21 protein-coding genes are annotated in these 24,798 nt (G+C 64.9%); 8 read left to right on the top strand and 13 right to left on the bottom strand.

All coding sequences use genetic code 11. The features are described 5' to 3' along the window. Positions 1-3 precede the first annotated feature (3 nt). Genes QDT69_RS31015 through QDT69_RS31005 form a run of 3 tightly spaced genes read right to left on the bottom strand, consistent with a single transcriptional unit; the run spans position 4 to position 3,147 of the window. Complete coding sequence (locus tag QDT69_RS31015) at positions 4-930, bottom strand: ABC transporter permease (protein ID WP_279710270.1); 927 nt, start codon at positions 928-930, stop codon at positions 4-6. A gap of 1 nt (position 931) precedes the next feature. Continuing rightward, positions 932-2,041 (bottom strand): ABC transporter permease, encoded by a 1,110-nt coding sequence (locus tag QDT69_RS31010; RefSeq protein WP_279710269.1) that lies wholly within the window; start codon positions 2,039-2,041, stop codon positions 932-934. Then, positions 2,038-3,147, bottom strand: coding sequence for a BMP family ABC transporter substrate-binding protein (locus tag QDT69_RS31005; protein WP_279710268.1), 1,110 nt, complete (start codon positions 3,145-3,147; stop codon positions 2,038-2,040). The genes QDT69_RS31010 and QDT69_RS31005 overlap by 4 nt, the downstream gene beginning before the upstream one ends. A 371-nt stretch (positions 3,148-3,518) precedes the next feature. Here QDT69_RS31005 and QDT69_RS31000 point away from each other — a divergent pair, with 371 nt between their 5' ends. The 3 genes from QDT69_RS31000 to QDT69_RS30990 all read left to right on the top strand — a co-directional run bounded on the left by QDT69_RS31000 (position 3,519) and on the right by QDT69_RS30990 (position 6,530). Then, entirely contained in the window at positions 3,519-4,781 is a 1,263-nt protein-coding gene (locus tag QDT69_RS31000) for an allantoate amidohydrolase (RefSeq protein WP_279710267.1), read from the top strand. A gap of 138 nt (positions 4,782-4,919) precedes the next feature. Further along, a complete protein-coding gene (locus QDT69_RS30995; RefSeq protein ID WP_279710266.1) occupies positions 4,920-6,158 on the top strand; it encodes a PAS domain-containing sensor histidine kinase in 1,239 nt (412 codons plus the stop codon). A gap of 150 nt (positions 6,159-6,308) precedes the next feature. Beyond that, positions 6,309-6,530, top strand: a complete 222-nt coding sequence (locus QDT69_RS30990; RefSeq protein ID WP_279710265.1) for a hypothetical protein — start codon at positions 6,309-6,311, stop codon at positions 6,528-6,530. On the opposite strand, the gene QDT69_RS30985 is transcribed toward QDT69_RS30990, so the two are convergent. Further along, the gene (locus QDT69_RS30985; protein WP_279710264.1) at positions 6,478-7,449 is read right to left on the bottom strand and encodes a LysR family transcriptional regulator; all 972 of its coding nucleotides are present in this window, start codon (positions 7,447-7,449) and stop codon (positions 6,478-6,480) included. The two genes, QDT69_RS30990 and QDT69_RS30985, sit on opposite strands and share 53 nt — an antisense overlap. 86 nt (positions 7,450-7,535) lie before the next feature. Here QDT69_RS30985 and QDT69_RS30980 point away from each other — a divergent pair, with 86 nt between their 5' ends. Continuing rightward, positions 7,536-8,633 carry a putative sulfate exporter family transporter gene (locus tag QDT69_RS30980; RefSeq protein WP_279710263.1) on the top strand — a complete coding sequence of 366 codons (1,098 nt, stop codon included), beginning with the start codon at positions 7,536-7,538 and terminating at the stop codon, positions 8,631-8,633. 12 nt (positions 8,634-8,645) lie between these two features. On the opposite strand, the gene QDT69_RS30975 is transcribed toward QDT69_RS30980, so the two are convergent. Then, a complete protein-coding gene (locus QDT69_RS30975; RefSeq protein ID WP_279710262.1) occupies positions 8,646-9,659 on the bottom strand; it encodes a formamidase in 1,014 nt (337 codons plus the stop codon). Positions 9,660-9,952: 293 nt separating this feature from the next. Here QDT69_RS30975 and QDT69_RS30970 point away from each other — a divergent pair, with 293 nt between their 5' ends. Beyond that, the gene (locus QDT69_RS30970; RefSeq protein ID WP_279710261.1) at positions 9,953-10,630 is read left to right on the top strand and encodes a cysteine hydrolase; all 678 of its coding nucleotides are present in this window, start codon (positions 9,953-9,955) and stop codon (positions 10,628-10,630) included. Positions 10,631-10,777: 147 nt separating this feature from the next. Here QDT69_RS30970 and QDT69_RS30965 read toward each other — a convergent pair whose 3' ends face one another. Both QDT69_RS30965 and QDT69_RS30960 read right to left on the bottom strand, forming a co-directional pair. Then, positions 10,778-11,749 carry a helix-turn-helix domain-containing protein gene (locus tag QDT69_RS30965; RefSeq protein ID WP_279710260.1) on the bottom strand — a complete coding sequence of 324 codons (972 nt, stop codon included), beginning with the start codon at positions 11,747-11,749 and terminating at the stop codon, positions 10,778-10,780. A gap of 611 nt (positions 11,750-12,360) precedes the next feature. Continuing rightward, positions 12,361-12,912: a hypothetical protein gene (locus QDT69_RS30960; RefSeq protein WP_279710259.1), complete on the bottom strand. Its 552-nt coding sequence runs from the start codon at positions 12,910-12,912 to the stop codon at positions 12,361-12,363. An 88-nt stretch (positions 12,913-13,000) separates the two neighbouring features. Between QDT69_RS30960 and QDT69_RS30955 the strand changes: the two genes are divergently transcribed. Continuing rightward, on the top strand, positions 13,001-14,866 hold the full coding sequence (locus QDT69_RS30955) for an autotransporter domain-containing protein (RefSeq protein WP_279710258.1): 1,866 nt from the start codon (positions 13,001-13,003) through the stop codon (positions 14,864-14,866). A 437-nt stretch (positions 14,867-15,303) separates the two neighbouring features. On the opposite strand, the gene QDT69_RS30950 is transcribed toward QDT69_RS30955, so the two are convergent. From QDT69_RS30950 to QDT69_RS30935, 4 genes are all read right to left on the bottom strand, one after another. Further along, positions 15,304-16,128, bottom strand: a complete 825-nt coding sequence (locus QDT69_RS30950) for a carbohydrate ABC transporter permease (RefSeq protein WP_279710257.1) — start codon at positions 16,126-16,128, stop codon at positions 15,304-15,306. Next, a complete protein-coding gene (locus QDT69_RS30945; protein WP_279710255.1) occupies positions 16,125-17,066 on the bottom strand; it encodes a sugar ABC transporter permease in 942 nt (313 codons plus the stop codon). Before QDT69_RS30945 ends, QDT69_RS30950 begins: the two co-directional genes overlap by 4 nt. Continuing rightward, a complete protein-coding gene (locus tag QDT69_RS30940; RefSeq protein ID WP_279710254.1) occupies positions 17,063-18,385 on the bottom strand; it encodes a sugar ABC transporter substrate-binding protein in 1,323 nt (440 codons plus the stop codon). The genes QDT69_RS30945 and QDT69_RS30940 overlap by 4 nt, the downstream gene beginning before the upstream one ends. A 210-nt stretch (positions 18,386-18,595) precedes the next feature. Continuing rightward, positions 18,596-19,450 carry a VOC family protein gene (locus tag QDT69_RS30935; protein WP_279710253.1) on the bottom strand — a complete coding sequence of 285 codons (855 nt, stop codon included), beginning with the start codon at positions 19,448-19,450 and terminating at the stop codon, positions 18,596-18,598. A gap of 127 nt (positions 19,451-19,577) precedes the next feature. Here QDT69_RS30935 and QDT69_RS30930 point away from each other — a divergent pair, with 127 nt between their 5' ends. After that, positions 19,578-20,945, top strand: a complete 1,368-nt coding sequence (locus QDT69_RS30930; RefSeq protein WP_279710278.1) for an FAD-dependent oxidoreductase — start codon at positions 19,578-19,580, stop codon at positions 20,943-20,945. Between the two features lie 153 nt (positions 20,946-21,098). Next, positions 21,099-22,286 (top strand): 6-phosphofructokinase, encoded by a 1,188-nt coding sequence (locus QDT69_RS30925; RefSeq protein WP_347952153.1) that lies wholly within the window; start codon positions 21,099-21,101, stop codon positions 22,284-22,286. Positions 22,287-22,344: 58 nt separating this feature from the next. Here the strand turns inward: QDT69_RS30925 and QDT69_RS30920 are convergent, their stop codons facing one another. Then, positions 22,345-23,970 (bottom strand): ABC transporter ATP-binding protein, encoded by a 1,626-nt coding sequence (locus tag QDT69_RS30920; protein ID WP_279710251.1) that lies wholly within the window; start codon positions 23,968-23,970, stop codon positions 22,345-22,347. Beyond that, positions 23,967-24,797: an ABC transporter permease gene (locus tag QDT69_RS30915; protein ID WP_279710250.1), complete on the bottom strand. Its 831-nt coding sequence runs from the start codon at positions 24,795-24,797 to the stop codon at positions 23,967-23,969. Before QDT69_RS30915 ends, QDT69_RS30920 begins: the two co-directional genes overlap by 4 nt. Position 24,798 lies beyond the last annotated feature (1 nt).

Below are 24,798 nucleotides of genomic sequence, written 5' to 3'. Positions count from 1 at the left end.
GGTCTATCGGGTGATGGACAATTCGGCGGGCGCGCCGGTCAGCGTGCGCTTCGGCGAGCAGGTGATGATCATGATCGCCAGGGTCAGGATGTAGGGCGCGGCGTTGAAGAGGTGATAGCCGGAGGTGATGCCGACCGATTGCAGCGCGGGCCCGAGCGCGGCAGCGCCGCCGAAGGCGAGCGAGGCCCACAGGCACAGCATCGGGTCCCAGCGCGCGAAGATGACAAGCGCCACGGCGGTGATGCCCTGGCCGGAGGAGAGCCCTTCGTTCCAGCTGCCGGGATAGAACAGCGACAGGAACGAGCCGCCGATGCCGGCGAGGAAGCCGCCGACCATGGTGGCGCGGAGCCGGATCAGCAGCACCGAATGGCCCATCGCGCGCGCCGCATCGGCGCTTTCGCCGGCGGTGCGGATCAACAGGCCCCAGCGCGTGGTCCTGAAGGCCCAATAGAGCAGCGGCGCGATCGCGACGCCGATCAGGAACAGCACGTTGATGCGCAGCGCCGCGCGGAGCTGCGGGATGTCGTTCCACCAGCCGAAATCGATCGCTGGCAGCCGCGCGGCGGTCGGCTCGATCAGCGGCTTGCCGAGGAAGAACGCGAGGCCGGTGCCGAGCAGCATCAGCGCGATGCCGACCGCGATGTCGTTGACGCGGGGCAGCGAGCAGATCCCGGCATGCAGCGCGCCGAACAGCGCGCCGGTGATCCCGGCCGCGAGCACGCCAAGCCATGGCGAGTCGGAGAGATAGGAGATGCCGTAGGCACTCATCGCGCCCATCACCAGCGTGCCCTCGAGGCCGAGATTGATGCGGCCTGACCGCTCGGTGATGCATTCGCCGAGGCTGACGAACAGGAATGGCGTCGAGACGCGGATGGCGCCGCCGAACACGGCGAGCGGGACGGTCCAGAGCCCGAGCGATGCATCCGCCATGTCAGGACCTTCCCTTCAGGAAGCCGATGCGCCCATAGAGCGCGTCGCTTGCCAGCACGAATACGAAGATGATGCCTTGCAGCACCAGCACCGAGGCATCGGGCAGGCCGAGCCGCCGCTGCAATAGGCCGCCGGAGGCCGAGATGCCGCCGAGCAGGATCGCGACCGGAATGATCGCCAGCGGATTCTGCCGCGCGAGGAACGCAACGAGGATGCCGGTGAAGCCGTAGCCCGCCGCGAGGTTGGCATTGGTGCGGCCCTGCACGGCCGCCACCTCGATCATGCCGGCAAGCCCGGCGCTGCTGCCGGCGAGGAAGCAGACGGTCAGGATCAGCTTGCCGACGGAGAGTCCCACGATCTTGGCGGCGCGGATGTTGCCGCCGGCGACGCGCGCGGCGAAGCCGAAGGTGGTGTGATAGATCAGGATGTAGGCGGCCACCGCCGCGACGAGGCCGAACACCAGGCCCCAATGCACGTCGGTGCCGGGAATGCTGCCGATCATGTTGGCGGCGCCGATCTCGCGCGTCGACGGCTTGTTAAGGCTGGCCGGATCGCGCATCGGTCCCTCGACCAGATGGTTCAGGATCGCAAGCGCGATATAGACCAGCAGCAGGCTCGAGATCGTCTCGTTGACCCCGCGATACTGTCGCAGGCCGCCGGACAGCGTGATCCAGAGGCCGCCGCCGATCATGCCCGCGATCACCATCGCGATCTGCACCACGATCGGCGCCGCGCCCTGCAACGCCAGCGCCGCCGATGTCGCCGACAGCGCGCCGATCAGGAGCGCGCCTTCGCCGCCGATGATCACCATGCCGAGCTGCGCCGGCAGCGCAGTGCACAGCGCGGTCAGGATCAGGGGCGCGGCGCGGGTCAGCGTGTTCTGCCACGAGAACCAGGTGCCGAACGCGCCGTAATACATGTAGAAATAGAGATCGAGCGGGTTCTTGCCGTAGAGCGCGATGAAGCCGCCGAACACCGCGAGCGCGCCGACCAGCGCCGCGCCCGGGATCAGGATGTATTCGATGCTCGCGCCGTAGCGCTGGAGGAAGCCGGGATCGGCGGCCGGAGCAACGCCGGCCGCCTCCACCGATTCCGCCGCCTCGGTCGTCACGCGGTGGCTCCGATCACGCCCTCGACGAGATAGTCCATCTTCTCGAGTTCGGGATCCTGCTGGCCGCGATCGGTGCCGGAAGCGATCACCGTCTTGCCCTTGTTGTCGACGAGCGGGCCCTTGAAGATGGTATATTCGCCGGACATGAACTTGGCTTTGACGTCGTCGGCATGCTTGCGCGCTTCCGCTGAGACCATCTCGCCATAGGGCGAGACCTTGACGATCTCTTCCTTGAGGCCGCCGCGATAGAAGTTCGGGATCGCTTCACCCGCGACGATCATCTTGACGAATTTCGGATAGAGCGCCTCCCAATTCCATTCGGCGCCGGTGAGATAGGCCTTCGGCGCCAGCGGCGACTGGTTGACGTGATAGCCGCACACCATCGCGCCGCGGCGCGCGGCGTTCTCGACCATGGTCTTCGGTCCGTCGACATGACAGGTCAGCACGTCGACGCCCTGGTCGATCAGGCTGTTGGTCGCCTCGGCTTCCTTGACCGGCATCGACCAGTCGCCGGTGAAGATCACCTGCGTGGTCGCCTTCGGATTGGCGAGCCGGGCGCCGAGCGTGAACGCGTTGATGTTGCGCAGCACCTGCGGGATCGGCTTGGCCGCGACGAAGCCGAGCTTGCCGCTCTTGGTCGAATAGCCGGCGACGATGCCGGAGATGTATTGCGCCTCGTCGATGTAGCCGAAATAGCTGCCGGCGTTCTTCGGGTCCTTGTCCGACCAGAGCCCGCCGCAATGCTCGAAGTGCATCTTGGGAAACTTGCCCGCCATCTTGACGACGTGCGGGTTGTAGTAGCCGAACGAGGTCGGAAACAGCAGCGTGGCGCCGTCGAGGTTGATCATGGACTCGATGGTCTTCTCGACCGCATCGGTCTCCGGCACCTTCTCTTCCTCGACCACCTTGATGCCGGGCAGCTTCTTCAGCGCCGCGGCGCCTTGCGCGTGGGCCTGGTTGTAGCCGTAGTCGTCGCGGGACCCGACATAGATGAAGCCGACCGTGGTTTCCGCCGCAGCCGCGCCGCGAATGCCGAGCGTGCTGCCGAGCGCCAATGCCGCGCTTCCCTGCAATAAATGCCTTCTCGAAATCCTGCCAAAATCCATCGCCTGCTCCCTCCGGCGGGCCGGCCCGCCTGTCCTTGTCGCAGCCGCCGTAACGGCGGCGCTTGACGGAGTGTCGCAAGCTTCGTGCCAGAGCACGTTTGGCGGTCATGGTTCCGTAAGTAGCTGATTATGAATGCGAACGATGGTCGATGTGGTTCGCCTTTGGAATCGGCACGCGCCATTATTGCCTAATTTGTGAGCGATTGATCTTCGTTGTATGCAATGCCGTTAAGCAACCGCTAACCGCCGGGCGGCCGATGCGCGCCCGGCCGGGACGTCGCGCAAGGCGCCATTTGCCGGCTGGTGAATCGGACCGGGCCTGCTACGAGTGAAGCGGGCTCGGGCGCCGGGTTGGACCGATGGGAAACAGCATGAGCGAGACAAAACCGTCCTCAAATCCGTCTTCCCTTGGCGACGCGATCGTGGCGCGGATCGATCAGCTCGCGGCGATCTCGGAGACGCCGGAGCATTTGGCGCGCATCTTCCTCACCGAGGAGCATCGCAAGGCGGCCGATCTTATCCTGTCCTGGATGCGCGAGGCCGGCATGAGCGCGCATCTCGATGCGATCGGCAATGTCTGCGGCCGCTACGAAGGCGAGCGACCGGGCCTGCCGGCGCTGATGCTCGGCTCGCATTACGACACCGTGCGTGACGCCGGCCGATGGGACGGCCCGCTCGGCGTCATTACCGCGATCGCCTGTGTCGCCGATCTGAACCGGCGCGGCAAGCGGCTTCCGTTCGCAATCGAGATCGTGGGCTTCGCCGACGAGGAGGGCGTGCGCTTCGCCTCGACCTTGCTCGGCAGCCGCGCGGTGGCCGGCACGTTCGACGAGAGTGTGCTCAACACGCGCGATCGCACTGGTACCACGATGCGCGATGCGCTGATCGCCTTCGGGCTCGATCCCGATCATATCGGCAAGGCGGCGCGTGCCCGCCGCGAATTGCTCGGCTATGTCGAGCTGCACATCGAGCAGGGGCCGGTGCTGGAAGAGAAGGCGCTGCCGGTCGGCGTCGTCACGGCGATTTCAGGCGCGACGCGGCTCGCCGCCAATCTCACCGGCTTTGCCGGCCATGCCGGCACCGTGCCGATGCCGCTGCGGCGCGATGCGCTTGTTGGCGCTGCCGAATGCATCGTTGCGATCGAGCAATTCTGCAAGTCCGACGAACAAGGCCTCGTCGGCACCGTCGGCTATGTCAGCGCCATGCCCGGCGCCACCAATGTGATCCCGGGCAAGGTGTCCTTCACCATGGACATCCGCTCGCAGAGCGACATGCATCGCAAGCGCGCCGTTGCCGACATCGTGCGGCAGATCGAGACGATCGCAAAACGCCGCGAGCTCGCCTTGCAGATCGACGTCACCCACGAGAACCGCAGCGTGCCCTGCGCACCCTGGCTGAAAACGCAGATCGCTGCGGCCGTCGCCGCCGAGGGCCATGCCGTGTTCGAGCTGCCGAGCGGGGCAGGGCATGACGGCATGGCGATGGTCGATGTCGCCGATATCGGCATGATCTTCGTGCGCTGTCGCGGCGGCATCAGCCATAATCCGGCCGAGCATGTCGAGCTCGCAGACGCCGACACCGGGGCGCGGGTGCTGCTGCGGTTCATCGAGAATTTCCAACGCACGGTGCAGTGAATATGTGAAGGTGCCGCGGCTGGGCGGTCGTCTGTCCGTGCCGAATCTGGACAGATTTGATCGCCGTTGCCTGGCACAGTCGGCCTATTTGCGCGCCGGCCGTGAACGGCTAGACTTGGCGTCAACGGGGGGAAGGACATGCGGTCGTCCGTCGTCCACGACGTTCAGTTCCCAAAACAACCGGCGCTGCAGCTGATCTATGACACTGCACCGATCGGTCTTGCCTACCTCTCTCCCGATTGCCGTTATCTTCAGATCAACCAGCGGCTCACCGAGATCTGCGGCATCTCGGTCGAAGGCCATCTCGGACGCACCGTGCATGATTGCGTGCCCGCGCTGGCCACCGCGGTCGAAGGCATCGTTCGCTCGATCATGGAGACCGGCGAGCCCGTCACCGGCGTGGAGGTCTACGGCCAGCGTCCCGGTCACAATGACGAGCGCTGCTGGATCACGCATTGGCACCCGCAGCGCGAACCGAACGGGAGCATCGTCGGCGTCAACGTTGCGGCCGAGGAGATCACAGATCGCAAGCGCAGCGAACGCGAGATCCGCGCCGCGCGCGATGCGGCCGAGAAGGCCTTGCAGCATCTGCAGGAGACCCAGGCGTCGCTGATCGAGGCGGAAAAGCTTGCGGCGCTGGGACGGCTGGTGGCCGGCGTCGCGCACGAGATCAACAGCCCGGTCGGCACCAGTCTTACGGTCGCCTCGGTGCTGGAGCAGAAATGCGCCGACTTCGCTGCCGAGGCGGCGCGCGGCAAGCTGAAGCGCTCCAGCCTGAGCGATTTCATCGAGGTCGTCGAAAGCGCGTCGTCGCTATTGGTCGGCAACCTCAAGCGCGCAGCGGACCTGGTGCAGTCATTCAAGCAGGTGGCGGTCGATCGCAGCTATTTCGACCGCAGCCAGTTCGATCTCGGCGAGGTGACCGAGCAGGTGCTTTCGAAGCTGCGTCCGGCGTTGCCGAAGAACAATCTGGCGCTCGAGGTCGATTGTCCGTCGGGTCTCGTGATGAACAGCTATCCCGGCCCGTATGGCCAGGCGCTGACAAACCTGTTCGTCAATTCCCTCGTGCACGCGTTTCCGGACGGCAAGGGCGGCTCCATCACGATCCGGCTGCGCGCGTCGGGCGTGGACCAGGTGGAGATCCTGTTCGCCGACGATGGCTGCGGGATGAGCGGCGACGTGCTGCGGCAGGCCTTCGATCCCTTCTTCACCACGCGCCGCGACATTGGCCGGATCGGGCTCGGCCTGCACATCGTTCACAACATCGTCACGAACCGGCTGGGCGGAGAACTGCATCTCGACAGTGCCCCAGGCATGGGAACGCGCGTGCGGATCACGCTGCCGCTCATCGCCCCGCAGCGCGGGACGGACAGCTGACGCCGGATCAGGTAGCCGAGAAGGAAATACTCCCCGGCCAGGGGGCCGGAAAACGTCCTTCCAAGGTGCGGGTGCAAAAGGCATTCCACGACCCTTGCATCCACCCCCGTCGTCGCGACATTGTCACGGTATTCCCTGATGGTCACGACGATGAGCCAACCCGCATTCGATCCCTTCGGTGAGCCGGTCCCCGCAGTCGATTCTTCGGCCGCGAGCGAAGGCGTGTCGAAATGGCTGAAGACCGCGGGCACCAGCGTGTTCTGGGTGCTGGTGGTCGGCATCGTGCTGGCGCGCGCCGTCTATTTCGAGCCCGGCGTGTTCAGCTTCGAGCATGCCGTTGCGTGGGCGCAGGGTCTGTTCGCCGCGCTTTAGCTGACGGCGTGCGCGGCGCCGTCTTCGCGGCCCGCGTCTCCCGAATGATCCCCTCGAACGCGACCGCCGCCGGCACGTCGAGCCGGCCGGGCGATTTCAGCTGCCACAGCGTGCGCTCGATATGGACGCCCTTGATCGGGATCACCTTGAATTTGCCCAGCTTCACCTGATCGTCGATCGTCGCGATCGACACGATGGCGACGCCGACGCCTGATGCCACGGCCTGCTTGATCGCCTCGGTGCTGCCGATCTCGAGCGTTCGCTGCGGCTCGACGCGGTGGGCGACGAGCGCCTGCGCGACCACCTCGCGCGTGCCTGAGCCCGGCTCGCGCACGATCAGGATCTCGTCGTTAAGCAGGCGGACGTCGATCGGGGCGGCAGTGGCCGCGAAGCGGTGATCCGGGGCCGCGATCAGCACCATCACGTCGGTACGCCAGGCTTCGCTGGTCAGGTTCTCGTCCTCGACCGGGCCCTCGACCAGCGCGATCTCGATCTCATGTCCCAGCATCAGCGCCGCGATATCAGAGGTGTTGGCGCTCACGACATGCAGGTCGATGCCGGGAAAGGCGCGGTGGAACACGCCGAGATATTCCGGGATCATGTAGGTCGCGATGGTCGTGCTGGCGCCGATCCGCAGCGACCCGCTGTCGAGGTTGCGCAGCGCCTGCAGTTCGTCCTCTGCGGCGCGCTCGGCCGCGAACAGCGTCTCGGCATGGCGGGCCAGCGCCGCGCCTTCCCGGGTCGGCCGCACCCCCTTCGGGGTGCGGTCGAGCAGCCGGCAGCCGACCTGCAGCTCGAAATCCCGCACGCCCTTGGAGATCGCCGGCTGGCTGATGTGCAGGAGGTCGGCGGCGCGGGAGAAACTTCCGGTCCTCGCCACGGCCGCGAATAGGCGGAGCAGATGCAGGTTAAGGGACATAACTTCTCTCTATCGGGGCAGTCCGAAAAGATATTAGCCAAGAGACCCGCAATGGCGCATAAAATCTTCTCCGAAAAGAGGATTTCGTGCCGGAACAAGAACAAGATCAGGGGCGGCAGCAGGGGGTGCTGAAGGGCATCATCCTGCTCATTCCGGGCATTCTGCTCTGCGGCGTGGTCACGGTCATCTCGCTCGGCATCCAGGCCGCCGAGGAGCGGGTTTTCGACCACCCCTATATCGAGGCCCTTGTCGTCGCGATCCTGCTCGGGATGGCGGTGCGCACCGCCTGGGAACCTGCGGAGCGCTGGCGCTCGGGCATTGCCTTCAGCGCCAAGCAGTTGCTCGAGGTCGCGGTGATGCTGCTCGGCGCCTCCATCAGCTTCGCCGCGATCCTGGCGTCGGGCTGGCTCCTGATCGGCGCCATCGCGGCGACCGTCGTGATCATGCTGGCGGTGAGCTATGGCCTCGCCCGCCTGCTCGGGCTCAAGACCAAACTCGCGATCCTGATCGCCTGCGGCAATTCGATCTGCGGCAATTCCGCGATCGCGGCGGTGGCGCCCGTGATCGAGGCCGATGGCGACGACATCGCCTCGTCGATCTCGTTCACCGCCATTCTCGGCGTGCTGATGGTGCTCGGCCTGCCGCTGCTGATCCCGCTCTTGAAGCTGACCGCGACGCAATACGGCATCCTCGCGGGGCTCACGGTCTACGCCGTGCCGCAGGTGCTGGCGGCGACCGTGCCGGCCGGCATCGTCTCGACCCAGATCGGCACGCTGGTGAAGCTGGTGCGCGTCCTGATGCTGGGCCCGATCGTGGTCGCCCTCTCGCTGTTCGTGGCACGGCGGCGCAAGGCAAGCGCCGAGGCCGGTACGGCCACGCAAGGTACGGCCAAGGAAAGTTCTGTAAAGGCCGCCTCGATCAGCCCGTACAAGCTGGTGCCCTGGTTCATCATCGGCTTCCTGGTGCTGGCCGCGCTGCGCTCGTTCCAGCTGGTGCCCGACATCGCGATCGCGCCGGTGACCAAGACGGCGGCGATCCTCACCGTCGTCTCGATGGCGGCGCTCGGTCTCGGCGTCGATGTCCGCGTGCTCTCGACCGTCGGCGGCCGGGTGACGGCCGCGGTTACGCTGTCGCTGATGCTGCTCTTGGGCCTGAGCATCGGTCTGGTGCATTTCTTCAAGTAGCCGCGGGGGCGGCTACTCGGCGGCCTTCGCGGTCTTGCCGAACATCCGTGTCGGCGCCGCAAAGCCGCAGGACGTGCCGTCGGTGATCTTGACCTGATCTTCCCATGGCAGGCGGAAGCGGCCGGACACCATGTCCTGCATGAAGGTGTAGGGGCAATCCATCGCGCCACCTTTCACCGCGACATAGCCGCGGTGCCAGAGCTGATAGATGTTGTTCTCGACGCCCCAGTTGATCCGGGCCTCGCGCACGAGGTCGGGCCGCACCTCGGCGGTGATGATCTCGTCGGCCCGTCCGGTGGTCCCGTGCGCGATGATGCTGCCGTCGAAATTGACGATCATGCCTTCGCCCATCGAGTCGAACGACCCATCCGAGCCGCACATGCAGACATTGGCCGTCACCATCAGGTTCTGGAACGCATTGGCCTGGTTGGTGAAGCGCCAGCTGTCGCGGATCGGCGCGGTGTAGCCCGCGGTGCGGATCATGATCTCGGCGCCCTTGTAGGCGCATTCGCGCGCCATTTCCGGGAACATGCCGTCGTGGCAGATGATCAGTGCGATCCTGGCGCCTTTCGGCCCGTCGATCACTGGAATGCCGATATCGCCCGGCTCCCACGGCTCGACCGGAATCCAGGGATGGAATTTGCGGTAGTAGAGCTTGATCTCGCCGTGATCGTCGATGATCAGCCCCGAATTGTAGGGATTGCCGTGCGGGTTGAACTCCATGATGGAGAAGCAGCCCCAGATATTGTTGTCGATGCAGGCCTGCTTGAAGGCCGCGACTTCGGGACCGTCGAGCCGGCACATGATCTCCGGATTGGTATCCATCGAGAGGCCGTGCAGCGAGTATTCGGGGAACACGACCAGGTCCATGGTGGCGAGATTGCGTCGCGCCTTCCCGACCATCCAGACGATGCGCTCGGTCTGTCGTGCCAGATCGGCCTTGGTCGCAACCACGGGCAGCTGCAGCTGCACCAGTCCGATCACGACGCCATTGGGTGACTTGTTGAGGCCGCCAAGTCCATTCATGCCTGTCCTCCCGCTTGTTTGAAGTGTTGTCATTTCGCGAACGCTCGTCGACGCTCGCTCGGGCTTCGGTCTCTCTCTCTCTCTCTCTCAGCTAGCAACGATCATGCCAACAGGATTGGATGATGGACAAATCAAGCGGATGAGAACCGGGCAGGATGAACGGCCGAGCGTGTGTCCAAGCGATTGAGATGCCGGGCGTTTCGGGCCGTTGAGGGCGACGGCTGCATCATTGCGCGATGGCACGCGGTTTGCTTAATCAAGCGCAGGTCTTCTCGCATTCGGGGGCGGGCGTCATGGCGAATTCAAGCGGGACAATCGCGGCGGAGCCGGCGCCGATCACGCTCGACTGGAGCAAGACCGCGCTCGTCATCATCGATATGCAGCGCGATTTCATGGAGCCGGGGGGCTTCGGCGAGACGCTCGGCAATGACGTCAGCCAGCTTGCCCGCGCGGTGCAGCCGATCGCCACGGTACTCGCGGCGGTGCGCGACGCAGGCCTGCTCGTGGTCCATACACGCGAGGGCCATCTGCCCGATCTCTCCGACGCGCCGCCGGCGAAAGTCGAGCGCGGCGCGCCGAGCTTACGGATCGGCGATCCCGGACCGATGGGGCGGATCCTGATCCGCGGCGAGGCCGGGCATGACATCATCCCCGAGCTCTATCCGCTCGAGAGCGAGATCGTGATCGACAAGCCCGGCAAGGGCGCGTTCTACGCCACCGAATTCGGTGACATCCTGCAAAAATACGGCATCGAGAATCTGCTGGTCTGCGGCGTCACCACCGAGGTCTGCGTCAACACCACGGTGCGCGAGGCCAACGACCGTGGCTACCGCTGCGTCGTGATATCAGACGGCTGCGCGTCCTACTTCCCCGAATTCCACGAGATGGGCCTGAAGATGATCAAGGCCCAGGGCGGAATTTTTGGCTGGGTCACCGATTCTGCCGCGGTGCTGGAGGCGCTCGCTGCGTAGTTAGTGCGCCTTGATTCCGAAGTTCGCATAAGAGTGAGCCGCATGTGCTTACGAACTTCGGAATCGGAACGCCATCCACTGCAACAACGAAAACGAAGAGCCAAGGCGCGATAACGATTCGATCCGTACTGTCGCGGCCTAACGCGCTCAACGCCGCATCGTGGCGCGGACGTCGGAGGGCGTCGCGCCGTAGCGGCGGCGGAACGCGCGGTTGAAATAGGACAGATCGCCGAAGCCGGCTTCGAACGCGATGCTGCTGATGTTGCTATCGCCCCGGCGCGGGTCGGTCAGCAGCCGATGGCTCTGCGTCAGGCGGGCGTCGAGGACGAATTCGGTGAAGCTCGTTCCCTCGTCGGCGAACAGGCGCTGAAGATTGCGCGGCGAGAGATTCCGACGCGCCGCGACGGTGACCAGCGTGAGGTCGGGATCGGAGCAATGCGCATGGATGTCGGCTTTGGCGGCGGCGAGCCGCGCGGCGCGTAAGCCCCGGTCCTTCGCCACAGCCGCCCCGTCGCGGGTAGCGCCGATCACCAACGCCGCGAGGTCGTAGATGTGGGTGACGACGACTTTCCGTAGTTCGGGTGTCGACATCGGACCGATGCGGATCAGTCTTTGGAGATAGAAGGTAAGCAGTTTAACGGCTTCTGTATCGCGCGGCACTGGGCGCATCAGCGCATCTTCCGGATACGACACGAGCTGCGTGAGCGCGTTGCGCCGCAGCCGCAGACTGAGGAAGCGCGCGAATGACGGACATATGCTCACCCACGGCTCCGCGGTCGACATCAGGATGGCGTCGCCGGCAGCGCCGATGACCTCGCGGCCCCGGTGCGATAAGACGGGCGCGCCGCTCAGTGAGATGCGGAGCACGAGGTGGTCGGTGCCGTCGAGCAGTTCGTGCGTCACGGCAGTGCGTAGATTGCCGAGGGTCCAGGATGCAAAGCACAGCTCGGGTAGGGCCTGCGCCGTCGCCTCGGCGTGGAACGGCCCGTCATGCAACGGCATCGTGTCGAATTGAAAGACACGGCGTCCGATCGCCTCGCGCCATATCGCGAGCCGGTTCTGCGCCGGCCATTCGGCGGTCGAAAATCGGAGCGTCGTGGGCTCTGGAGGCTCTGACATCATGGGCTCGTGGCGTATCTATTCTGATCTGTGTTGCCGCATTGTGGCACTAGTGTCCCGCTCCCGACGCCGTATCACTTTGCAGCGAATACTCTTACAGCCATCGGGACACTAGAGTGACTTTGGATGTGACGTCCTGCGAATGACCCGCTGCGATCCTGTCCAATCCGCCACACTGGGGTTGAAAAAGTCGGGGCTGTCGTCTCCGTCCAAGTCCGTGTCGCTTCAACCCAAGCAGGCTCAATCTGCCATCCCTACACCTCGTATCCCTAGGAGTCGACGAGGGAGTTTGGGGTGCAGGTCTCAGAACAGGACAGGACGCCGGCCGGCGCGATTGTTCCATGCCGGATCGGCGTGCGCGCGGGTTCGATGGCCCGCGTCATGCTCTGGCCGTTGCTGCTCGGCGCAATCCTGATGCCGCGGCTGGGCGAGGCGCAGGACGCGACGTGGAGCGCCCATCCCGTCTCGAACGACTGGACCGATTCCGCCAACTGGAGCTCCAATTTCCCGCCGACGGGGACGGCGACTTTCGGCGCCTCCAGCCAAACCGCGATCACGCATCCGGGAATAGTCTCGGTCGGGACGATTGTGTTGAACAGCGATGCGCCGGCCTACAGGTTCAGTGTGGGCCTGACGTTTACCGGCCGGGGAATCGTCAACAAGTCAGGCTTTGCTCCGGTTTTCGATAATGGAGTTGGTTTTAGTAACGCCAGTTCGGCCGGTAACGCCATCATCAACACGACTGGTGGCGGGGCCTTTTTCAACAACACCAGCGCCGCGGCCAATGCCACGATCAACAACGCCGGCACCGTTCTCTTTGCGGACAGCAGCTCGGCCGGCAACGCCACTATCAACAGTCTCAATTCTACTATTGCCGAGATACATTTTTCCAACACCAGCTCGGCTGGCAACGCCCATATCAGCAACGGCTTCTCTCTGACCTTTGACGACCACAGCACGGCGGCCAACGCCATCATTGCCAACCCTCGCGGCGGTGACGTGATTTTCGCCGCCAGCAGCACGGCTGCTAACGCAAGCATCACGAACAACGAAATTGTGAATTTTGAATTTTCCAGTACCGCCGCCAATGCCAGCATCACGAACTTCGGCAACGGCAGGCTCTTTTTTGGTGATGCCAGCAGCGCCGGCAATGCGACGATCATCAACAACGCTGGTGGGCTGACATTCTTTAGCGCTCAATCCACTGGCGGTAATGCGCGTTTCATCAACAACGCGGGCGGCGTGTTCGACATGTCGCACTTGGCAAGCGCCGGCACAACAGCCGGCTCGATCGAGGGGGCGGGATCGTTTGTCCTTGGCGGCAAGACGCTCACTGTCGGCTCCAACAATCTCTCCACGGAAGTGTCCGGCGTCATCAGCGGCACCGGCGGCAGCCTTACCAAGGTCGGCACCGGCGCGCTGACGCTGTCAGGTAGCAACAGCTACACGGGCGCAACGGTGGTTAGTGGCGGAACACTCGCGGTCAATGGCTCGATCGCGCAATCCGCGGTAAGCGTCAACGGCGGCGGCACGCTCGCCGGCGCCGGCACCGTCGGCGCGACCACGATCGCCGGCGGCGGTACGGTCTCGCCTGGCGGTGGCGTGGGTGGTGCGATCGGCACGCTCCATATTGCCGGCAGCTTGGCTATGCTGCCGGGTGCCATCTACGCGCTCGACCTCAACGCGGCCGGACGGAGCGACAGGATCGTTGCGAGTGGAGCAGCCAGTCTTTCCGGCGGAACCGTGCGGCTGGCGTCGGTGAACGGTTTCCTCCTCAACACGCCCTACACGATCCTGACCGCAGCGGGAGGAAGGACCGGCACGTTCTCGGGCTTGATGTCCGGCACCAGCAGCTTCGCCTTCATCGCGCCCAGCCTGACCTACGATGCAAACGACGTGTTCCTGACGTTTGCGCGCAACAATGTGCGCTTTGCGAGCGTAGCGCAAACGCGCAACCAGATCGCGACGGGGGCCGGGTTAGACGGCCTCGGCCGCGGGCCGGCGTTCAACGCGCTCGCCTTCAGCACGACGCCGGCGCAGGCGCGCTTTGCGTTCGACCAGCTCTCCGGCGAGCTGCACGCGAGCGCGGCGGGCGCAATGCTCGATGAGTCGCGAGACGTCCGCGACGCCGTGATCGGCCGGCTGCGGCAGCCTTTCGGCAGCGCGGACGGACCGTCTGCGGCGCTCGCCGGCATCGGTCCTCAGGCCGTCGCGATCGACGGCAGCGGCGCCTTGGCCTACGCGGCCGAACCGGCCTTCAAGGCCGCGCCGAATTTTTTACCGCAGGAGAGCGTGATAACCGCCTGGGCGCAGGCCGTCGGCGATTGGGGGCACAATGGCAGCGACGGCAATGCCGCCGCGCTCAGGCGCGAGACCGGCGGCGTCATCTCCGGTGTCGACGCCACTTTCGACGCGCGCTGGCGGGCCGGCTTTGCCGGCGGCTACACCCAGTCCTTGCTAAATGTCGATGACCGCCGCTCGGCCGCCACCATCAACAATTATCACCTCGCGCTCTATGGTGGCGGCCAGCTCGACGCTTGGGCTCTGCGCGGCGGCGCCGCCTTCACCGCGCACAGCATCGATACCGATCGCGCGATCGTGTTTCCCGGCTTCGCCGATGCCGCCAAGGCGAGCTACGACGCCCACACCGCCCAGGTGTTCGGCGAGATCGGCCGCGGCTTCGCACTTGGCCGTGTCGCGCTCGAGCCGTTCGCGGGGCTGGCCTATGTGCACCTCGACACCGGCCATTTTACCGAGACCGGCAGCGCGGCGCTGAGCGGCGGCGGCGGCGCCTTGGCTACCGCCTTCACCACGCTCGGCCTGCGCGGCGAGGGCGCGGTAGCGCTGGCCGACGGCAAGCCGCTGACGGTGCGCGGCACGCTCGGCTGGCGGCACGCGTTCGGCGATGTGACGCCGGAAACGCTGCTGGCGTTTTCCGGCGGCGGCACACCGTTCACGGTTGCCGGCGTGCCGATCGCGCGCGATGCGTTGCTGGTCGAAGCGGGTCTCGGCTTCAATCTGGCGCGCAACGCCAGCGTTGTCCTGATGTATTCGGGACAGCTTGCGCGTGACTCGCACGATCACACCGCCAAGGGCGAGATCAACTGGAAATTCTAAAGCCTGATGAGATTAGGTTGAGCTGGAACGGCGTCGAAGGTTCACCTCTCCCTTGGGAGAGGTCGATTTGCGCAGCAAATCGGGTGAGGGGTTATGGTCTATCGAGAGGGCAAGAGCCCTCACCCGGATTGCTTCGCAATCCGACCTCTCCCCAACGGGGAGAGGTGAACCGAGACCGCGCCAAACCGATTCAACCAAAACTCATCCCGCCCTAGGGCTCCGATTCCGAAGTTCGTGGGCCGAAGTTCAAGCGCGAATTGCAACTGATGGAACTTGAAGCGGTCGGTATAATTTCGGAATATTAGAAGAGTATCCTTGAGTTGCCCGACGTGTCAAGTTGCCCGGTCGAACGTCGGGCGCCGCCGGCTACTTTGCATGGGGTTGTTTTCGATATTTTGGCGGCGCCCCCTGCGACGGCGTCATAACTCCATCTTGCCCTAGCCGCCCTTCACCGCGCCCGCGGTCAGCCCGGCAACGATCTGCCGCTGCGCCAGCACGGTGAGCAGCAGCACCGGCGCGGTCACGATCAGCGCGGCGGCGGCGAGCGGACCCCAGCTCAGCTGGTCGAACGAGATCATGTTGTAGACCGCGACCGGCAGCGTGCGGGTCTCGCGCCCGGCCAGCACGATGCCGAACACAAAGTTGTTCCAGGAGAAGATCACCGCGAGGATGAAGGCGACCGCAAGCCCGGGCTTGGCGATCGGCAGCGCGACATGACGGAACACCTGCCAGCGCGTCGCGCCGTCGATCAGCGCGGCTTCTTCCAACTCCAGCGGCGTAGTCTCGAAATAGCCGATCATGATCCAGATCACGATCGGCACCGTCACCACGAGATGGATGATGATCTGCGGCACCAGCGTGCCGAGCAGGCCGAGCCACTGGAACAGCAGGAACAGCGGGATCAGGTATGACAGGCCCGGCGTGATGCGCGCGATCAGGATCACGATCGCCGATTTATGCGCGGCCATCCGCGCGATGCCGTAGCCGGCGGGCACGCCGACCAGCATCGCAAGGGCCGTGGCGCAGCCGGTGACGACGAGACTGTTGCTGAAATAGGTCAGGAAGCGGTTCGACGCGAATACGTCGGCATAGTTCTTCCAGGCGATATGCTCCGGGAACAACACCGGCGGATAGGAGGCGTTGTCGATCTCGAATTTCAGAGACAGCGAGGCCATCCAGAGGAAAAACAGGATCGCCGGCGAGACGATGACGAACACCGACAGCCACAGCCCGATCTGGCCGAGGATATAGCGCGGGTTCATGCCTCGCTCCCGAGTTGGGACGTCCACAGCAGGCGCTTGCGCAAGTAGAGCAGCAACGCCGCCAGCGCCACGATCAGCAGGAAGAACACCACCGCGATCGCCGAGCCGTAGCCGAGGTCGTAATAGACGAAGGCGACGCTGTAGAGATAGACGTTGATGGTCTCCGACGCCGAGCCCGGTCCGCCCTGGGTGATCGCGAAGATGATGTCAAAGCTCTTCACCGCGTCGATCATGCGGATCATGCCGGCGATGAACAGGAACGGCATGATCAAGGGCAGCGTGATGAAGCGGAACACCTGCCAGAAATTGGCGCCGTCGATCTGCGCGCTCTCATAGGGTTCGGTCGGGATCGCGGCGAGGCCGCCGAGCACGATCAGCATCACCAGCGGCGTCCATTGCCAGGTCTCGACCAGCACCAGCGAGGGGATCACCGTCGTCGGGTTGAACACCCAGAGCTGCGGCGGCAGGCCGACCAGCGACAGCAGATAGTTCAGCACGCCGAGCTGCGGGTGGAACATCATGGTCCACACCAGCGCGATCGCCACCGGCGTTGCCATCATCGGCATGATGAAGATGCCGCGCAGGAAACCGCGCGCGGCGAATTTCTGGTGAAACACGACAGCTGCCAGCGTGCCGAACACCAGCGGCAGCAACACCGACAGCGCAGTGTAGGACAGCGTGTGCCCGACCGCCTCGACGAAACGCGGATCGGTCGGCAGCCGCAAATAGTTGGCGAGCCCGACGAAGACGGTCGGCGAGCCGACCTTCCATTCTTGTAGGCTCATCCAGATCGTGAACACCCAGGGAAAGATGATCACCGCCAGCACCACGACGAGCGCCGGGATCACGAACGGCCAGTAGGACGGCGGACGCCATTCACGCGCCGGGGCAGCGCTCTCGGTCGCTGCCGCCGGCTCAGTCTGTGTCACCACACTCACGCTTTTTCGCTACGCTCCAGGATGGGGCGGAATTGCTCGTGCGCCTTCTTCAGCTCGGTGGCGGGATCGGCGCCGGACAGCGTCGCGGTCAGCGCCGCACCGACGATGTCGCGGAATTCGGCGACCGGGATAATGACGGGCAGGCCGAGCTTGGAGATCTTGGCGGAGTCAACCACCGACTGCAGCCATTCCTTGGTCTTGACGCCCTTGGCGACCTCGGCATCGTCGACGATCGAGTTGCGGAACGGCACGCCGCCGCCAGCCTGCAGCAGGCGGGCACCTTGTCCGCGCGAGACCACCCATTGGCAGAGCAGATAGGCGGCTTCCTTGTTCTTGCTGGCGGCGGCGATGCCGACGCCGTCGCCATAGGTCGACGAGAACTTGCCCTTGGGACCGGCCGGCACCAGCGTGTAGCCGACCTTGCCGACGACGCGCGAGGCGGCCGGGTCCTCCAGCGGCGGCGCCCAACCGTCGGCGTCGATCCACATCGCGGACCTGCCTTGCGTGAAGGAGGCCATCGACTCCATCCAGTTGAAGCCGGCGACGCCTGGCGGCGCGCATTTGGTCAGCAGCCGCTGATAGAGTTTTGTGGCCTCGATCGCTTCGGGGCCATCGGTCAAAATGTTGCCCTTGGCGTCGAGGAATTCGCCGCCGTAGTTCAGATAGAAGTTGGTCCACATCGCCATGTTGGCGTTGCGCAGGCCGCGGCCGACGAAGCCGTAGACGCCTTCCTTCGGATCGGTCAGCTTCTCGGCGGCAACCACCATCTCGTCCAGCGTCTTCGGGACCTCGACACCCTTCTTCTGGAACAACTCCTTGTTGTAGTAGAGGATGAAATAGTCGACCGACCACGGCAGCGACAGCATCTGGCCCTTGTCGTTGCGCGCATATTGCAGCCCGGCCGCCGAGAAATCGCTTTCGACCAGGTCCGGCAGTGTCATGCTCGGATCCTTGAGATAGCCCGACATGTCGGCGAGCCAGCCTGCCTTCTCGAACTGCCGCTTCTGCACGTGATAGCTGAGGTGAACGACATCGAAGCTCGGCTTGCCCGACGACAGCTCGATCACGCATTTCTGGCGCTGCTGCTGCTCGGGGACCTGCTCCGATTCGACCTTGATGCCGGTGAGCTCGGTGAATTCCTTGATGTATTTTTGCAGATTGTCGCCGCGCGGTCCCTTGGCGAGGCTGACTTCGAGCGTGGTGCCGGAATATTTCTTCCAGTTGACCTCGGCGCGGGCCGGAAATCCGGTCAATCCAACCGCACCGGCGGCGGCGGTGCCCGCCAGCATCTGCCGGCGCGAGATCAGGTGATGCGACATGTTTCTCTCCCTTGGGACGGTTCTTGTTTGGGAGAGATACTAGAGCATGATCCGGAAAAGTGAACACCGGTTTTCCGGACGGATCGTGCATCGACCGATGCACTCACAGCATTGATGCGATCAAGAACCGCATCAATGCCCGAGTGCTTCAATTCGCTGCCGGGGGCTGCACGCGCGGCGCATGACGCAGCGCCGCGCAAGCTTTCGCCGCTATGCCTTGACGAAGGCGAGCAGGGTGCCGTTCGCGGCAGCCGGCGGCACGGTGATGCCGCCACCGCTCTTCACGCCGGTTGCGCCGAGCGCTTTCTCGGTCGCGGCAAGGTCGGCCGCGATCACAAGGCCGGCGCCGCCGCGATCGGACAGGCCATCCAGCGACACGCCGGGATAGCGCTTGCCGAGCTGGTCAGTGGTCAGGAACACGAAGTCGGCGCGATCGCCGCCGGACGGCACCGCAACCGCACCGTCGGGATCGTTCCTCACCGCGATATCGATCATCTTCGACAGATGCGCGGCATCGGTCGCGGGATCGGGCGAGACGATCAGGACCTGCTTGAGACGTTTTGCCCCATTGGCGTGGGTCATCAATTCGGGGATCCACACCGTCTCGCGGGTCTTGTGCTGGCAAGCGAAGATGCGGACGCCGCCGGGCGCCTCATTGGTCGGCCACTGGAAGGTGCGGAATTTCGCCGCGGAGACGGTGCCGTTCGGCAGCGTCACCGGGCGTTCGAAATCGGTCGGCCCGACCGGCGGATAGCCGCGTGCGCGGATCTCCTCGGCGCCGGCGGCGGAATCCACCGCGGTGAACGCGATGCGTTCGATGCCTTCGCCGCGCTTCTCCAGGAACGCGCGCGCCGGCGCATTATGTTCTGTCGGCGTCAGCACGCCGAGCAATTCCATGTAGTCGGGGTCGAACATGATGGTGTAGTTGCCCGATCCCATATGCGCGCTATGGGTGCCGCGCGGCGACACGGTGAAGCCGAGCCGCTTGTAATTCTCGGCCGCCTTGTCGAGGTCCTTGACCATGACCACGGCGTGATCGATTCCGATGACGTTCTTGAGTGCCACTTGTTGTTTTCCCGGCTGAAATGGGGCTTTGCTTGAGCACGATCTTTTCGGAAAACCGCTACGCACTTTTCCGGATCATGCTTTAAAGCTAACCAGAATGACCGGGCACCCGCAAGAAAGGATCATGATGAGCAGCAATGCCGTGCGCTGGCCCAATTCGCTGTGGGCAGCAGTGACGCCGTCAGGCCCCGATTGCCCCGAACTGACCGGCGCGCAGCAGGCCGATGTCGTCATCATCGGCGGCGGCTTCACGGGCCTGTCGACGGCGTTGCATCTGCGCGAGGCCAATGTCGACGTCGCGATCGTCGAGGCCGCCGAGCCGGGCTGGGGCGCCTCCGGGCGCAACAACGGCCAGGTGATCCCGACGCTGTCGCGCCCCGATCCGGACGACATCATCAAGAGGCACGGCGCGGCCGGCGAGCGCTTCGTTGCGATGCTGCGCGACAGCGCGGCCATGCTGTTCGACGTCGTCAAGCGCTACAACATCGCGGCCGAGCAGGAGCAGGCCGGCTGGGTGCAGCCGGTGCATTCGCCGGGCCGCATCAAGATCGCGGAGCGGCGGGTGCAGCAATGGTCCAAATTCGGCGCGCCGGTCGAATTGCTGTCGCGCGACCAGACGAGGGACATGCTCGGCTCGGACGCCTGGTACGGCGGCTTCTGGAACAGGACCGGCGGTCACGTCAATCCGCTGGCGCTGGCGCGGGGCCTTGCGCGCACCGTGCTCGGCCTCGGTGGACGAATCTACGCCCGCTCGCCCGCGACGAGCTTCGAGCGCCGCGGCGATCGCTGGGTGGTGAAGACCGAGAAGGGCGAGATCTCCGGCCGTGCGCTGGTGGTCGCCACCAATGCCTATAGCGGCGAGTTCACGAAATCGCTGGTGCCCGAGATCGCAACCGAGGTGATGCCGGTGCTGTCGTGGCAGATGGCCACGCCGCCGCTGTCGGACAATGTCCGCAAGACCATCGTCCCCGGCCGGCAGGCGATGTCGGATACCCATGGTGAGCTGTATTTCGCGCGCTATGACGCCCGCAATCGCCTCGTCACCGGCGGCGCCGTGCTCGGCCCGGGCGACAAGACCGGGCGGCTGAAGGCGCGGGTGACCGAGCGGTTGCAGCGGCTGTGGCCGCAGATCGGCGACGTCTCCTTCGATTACGTCTGGAACGGCTATGTCGGAATGACGGCGGATTTCCTGCCGCGCATGCACAAGCTCGGACCGAACGCCTATGGCTGGACCGGCTGCAATGGCCGCGCGGTCGCGCTGACGATCCCGCTCGGCCGCGAATTGGCGAAGGCGGTCCAGGGCGTGCCGGAGAGCGAGTTGGCTCTGCCTTTCACCGAGCCGGTGCAGTACGTGGCGCACGGATTGCTGCGCAAGCTCGCGCCCTGGATGCTGGTGCTCTACCGGCAGCGCGATGCCCAGGAGCTGGTCAAGGGCGATCGCTTCGAGTTGCTGCGCTGGGCCGAGTATTTCCTCGCCTCGCGCCGGTCAAGGTGAGCGCGAACCAACGTTGCGCTTCGAAGAATCGGAGCCCAAACTGGTCCGGTGGAGCGCCGCGATCACGAGGATTCTGCCGTTGGCGGATCGTGTTGTGGAAACCCCGACGCGACGCAGGCGTTATTGCCATATACCGAGTCCTGGGAGGTGGGCATGGCGAGGAAGCGCATTGGTATTCTCACGGGCGGCGGTGACGTCCCCGGCCTCAACGCGGTGATCAAGAGCGTGACATATCGCGGCAGCGAGGACGACATCGAGGTTGTCGGTCTCCGCCGCGGCTGGGAGGCCCTCACACACCTGAACCTCGACGACCCGGCCAGCAAGTCCCATTACATCATCCCGCTGAACCGCGAAAATACCCGCGTCATCGACCGGCGCGGCGGCACCGTGCTGCACTCGAGCCGCACCAACCCATCCAAGATGAAAAAGCTACCCGACCATCTCGCGGGCCATGACCTGCCATTCTCGGCAAGTAGCAAGGACGGTACCGCAACCGGGACATGGGACCTCACCAAGCAGGTGCTGACGAACCTCTCGGAGCTTGGTATCGAGCACCTGATCGCGATCGGCGGCGATGATACGCTGAGCTACGCGGACAAGCTGAACGGACTCGGCGTCAAGATCATCGCCATTCCGAAGACGATGGACAACGACGTCCGCAACACCGAGTATTGCATCGGATTTTCGACCGCGATCACCCGCGCCAGCGATGCCATCCAGCGACAACGCACAACGGTCGGGTCGCACGAACGGATCGGCATTTTCCGGATCTTCGGTCGCGATGCCGGATTTACCGCGCTCTACACCGCGTACGCGACCTCGATCCGATGCGCCATACCCGAATTCAAGGTCAATCTCGACAAGCTGATCCAGTTGCTGATTGAGGACAAGCGCGGCAACCCGAGCAATTATGCGCTGATCGTCCTCAGCGAGGGTGCCGAGTGGGAAGGTTACAAGGTGCAGGAATACGGCCAGCCTGACGCCTACGGTCACCGCAAGAAGGCCAGCGTGGCCGAAGCGCTTGCCGACGAGATCAAGCGTCGCGCGGGCGAGGAGACCATCGTTTCCGACCTCACCTACGATCTGCGATCGGGTGACCCGGACTTCATCGACAAGCTTGTCGCTCTGACGTTCGGCAACATGGCCTACGATGCCATCCTGGAAGGCAAGTCCGGCCTCATGTCGGCGCTGGTCGATGGCCGCTACGACCTCGTGCCCATCCCCGACGCCAGGCTTGGGCCGCGCAAACTGGACGTCGCCAGCACATACAACACGACGCGCTACCGGCCCAGCTATGGCAACAAGCGAGGATTGCCGATTTTTCTCACCCGCGCGTCCTAGCACGGGACCCGGGAAACGGACCGTGGCATGACCCGCTGCTGGGCCCGCGCGTGGCCAGCTACTCGGCGGCTGTGGAGTGCTCGCGCGCGAACTTGCCGCCGGGGATCGCCGACAGCAGCGCCTGCGTGTAGGGATGCTGCGGCTTGCCGAACACCTCGGCGGTCAGCCCTTGCTCGACCACGGCACCATCTTTCATCACGGCGACGAGATCGCAGATCTGCGCAGCGACGCGCAGATCGTGGGTGATGAAGATGATGGAGAGGCCGAGTTGCTGGCGCAGCCCGGCGAGCAGTTTCAGCACCTGCGCCTGCACCGAGACGTCGAGCGCCGAGACCGGCTCGTCGGCGACGAGCACATCCGGCTTCAGCGCCAGCGCTCGCGCCAGCCCGATGCGCTGGCGCTGGCCGCCGGAGAATTCGTGCGGGTAGCGGTCGCCGGCGGACGGGTCGAGCCCGACCAGCTCGAACAGCTTTCGCGCTTCGGCGATCGCGGTGGCGCGGTCGGTGCCGTGCACGATCGGTCCCTGCGCCACCAGCTCGGCCGCCTTGCGCCGCGGATTGAGCGAGGCGAACGGATCCTGGAACACCATCTGGATGTGGCGGGTCTCGCGCCTGATCTCGTCGCGGCCGAGCTTCGCCCAGTCCTTGCCGTCGAGCACGATCGAGCCGGTGTCGGGATCGATCAGCCGCACGATGCATCGCGCCAGCGTCGATTTGCCCGAACCAGATTCGCCGACGATGCCGAGCGTCGCGCCGCGCGGCAGGCGCAGCGAGACGTTTTTCACCGCCTCCGTGATCCGCGCGCCGCGGCCGAGGAAGCCGCCAGTGCGGTAGGTCTTGGAGACGCGGTCGATGGTCAGGATGTCCTTGCCGGAGAGGATGCGCGGTGGCGGCGCCGTCAGCGGCGGGACCGCTGCGATCAGCTGCCTGGTGTAGGCATGCTGCGGATCGTTCAGCACCTTGTCGGCGGTGCCTTGCTCGACGATCGCGCCGTGCTGCATCACCACGACGCGGTCGGCGATCTCCGCGACCACGCCGAAATCATGGGTGATGAACAGCACCGCCGTCTTCTTGCGCTGCTGCAAATCACGGATCAGTTTCAAGATCTGTGCCTGCGTCGTGACGTCGAGCGCGGTGGTCGGCTCGTCCGCGATCAACACCTTCGGGTCGAGCGCGAGCGCCATCGCGATCATGGCGCGCTGGCGCTGGCCGCCGGACAGCTCGTGCGGATAGGCCTTTGCGGCCGCCTTGGGATCGGGGATGCGGACGTCCTCGAGCAGTGACTGCACCCGCGCATTGATCTCGGCCTTGGACAGGCCGGTGTGGATCGCAAACATCTCGCCGATCTGGTCGCCGATGGTGCGCAGCGGATTGAGCGCCGTCATCGGCTCCTGGAAGATCATCGCAATGCCGGCGCCGCGCACCTCGCGCATCTCGGCCTGATCAGCGGAGCAGAGGTCGCGGCCGTCGAACATCATCCGGCCGCGTTCGATCGTCACCTCGTTCGGCAGCAGGCGCATGATGGCGTTCGCCATCATCGATTTGCCGGAGCCGGATTCGCCGACCACACAGAGGATTTCGTTCGACGCAACTGAAAGCGAAACGTCGGACAGCGCATGCGGCCGGTCGGCGCCCCTGGGCAGGCGCACGGTCAGCCCGTCGAGCGAAAGGACGGTCTCGCTCATCGGCTCTTCAGCCTCGGATTGAGCGCATCGTTGAGGCCCTGGCCGACCAGCGACACCCCGAGCACGGTGACCAGGATCGCAATGCCGGGGATCGCCGAGACGTACCACTGCACCCGCAGCACATCGCGGCCGAGGCCGATCAGATTGCCCCAGGAGGCGACGTTGGGATCGGACAGCCTCAGGAACGCGAGCGCGCTTTCCAAGAGGATCGAGACCGCCATCACGACACTGGCATAGACGATAACTGGCGGCAGCGCGTTGGGCAGGATCTCGCCGAGAATGAGCTGGACGTCCTTCATGCCCAGTGTCTTGCCGGCCTGCACGAATTCGCGGTTGCGCAGCGACAGGAACTCGGCGCGGGTCAGCCGCGCCGGCGCCGGCCATGAGACCACACCGACCGCAATCGTCACCGTGGTCAGGGTCGAGCCGAACACCGCGACCAGCACCAGCAGCAACACGAAATTCGGCAGCGTCTGGAACGCCTCGGTGATCCGCATCAGCACATTGTCGACCCAGCCGCCGTAATAGCCGGCGAAGGCGCCGACCAGGATGCCGATCAGGATCGCGATCACGGTGGCGACCCCGCCGATCAGGAGCGAGATCCGCGCGCCGTAGAAGATTTGCGCGGCAATGTCGCGGCCGGAATTATCTGTCCCGAGCAGGAAGCGCGGATTGGAGAACGGCCAGATCAGCGGCCGGCCCGCCAGCGCGAGCGGATCGCGCGGATAGAGCAAGCCGGCACTGATCGCCATTGCGATCACCAGCAGCAGCAGGATCAGGCCGATCACCGCGGCCGGGCTGCGGAAATAGCGTTTCATTGCGTCCATC

Source organism: Bradyrhizobium sp. CER78 (assembly GCF_029846235.1).
In the GTDB taxonomy this organism is placed as follows: domain Bacteria; phylum Pseudomonadota; class Alphaproteobacteria; order Rhizobiales; family Xanthobacteraceae; genus Bradyrhizobium.
This window is presented reverse-complemented; position numbering and strand designations above follow the sequence as displayed.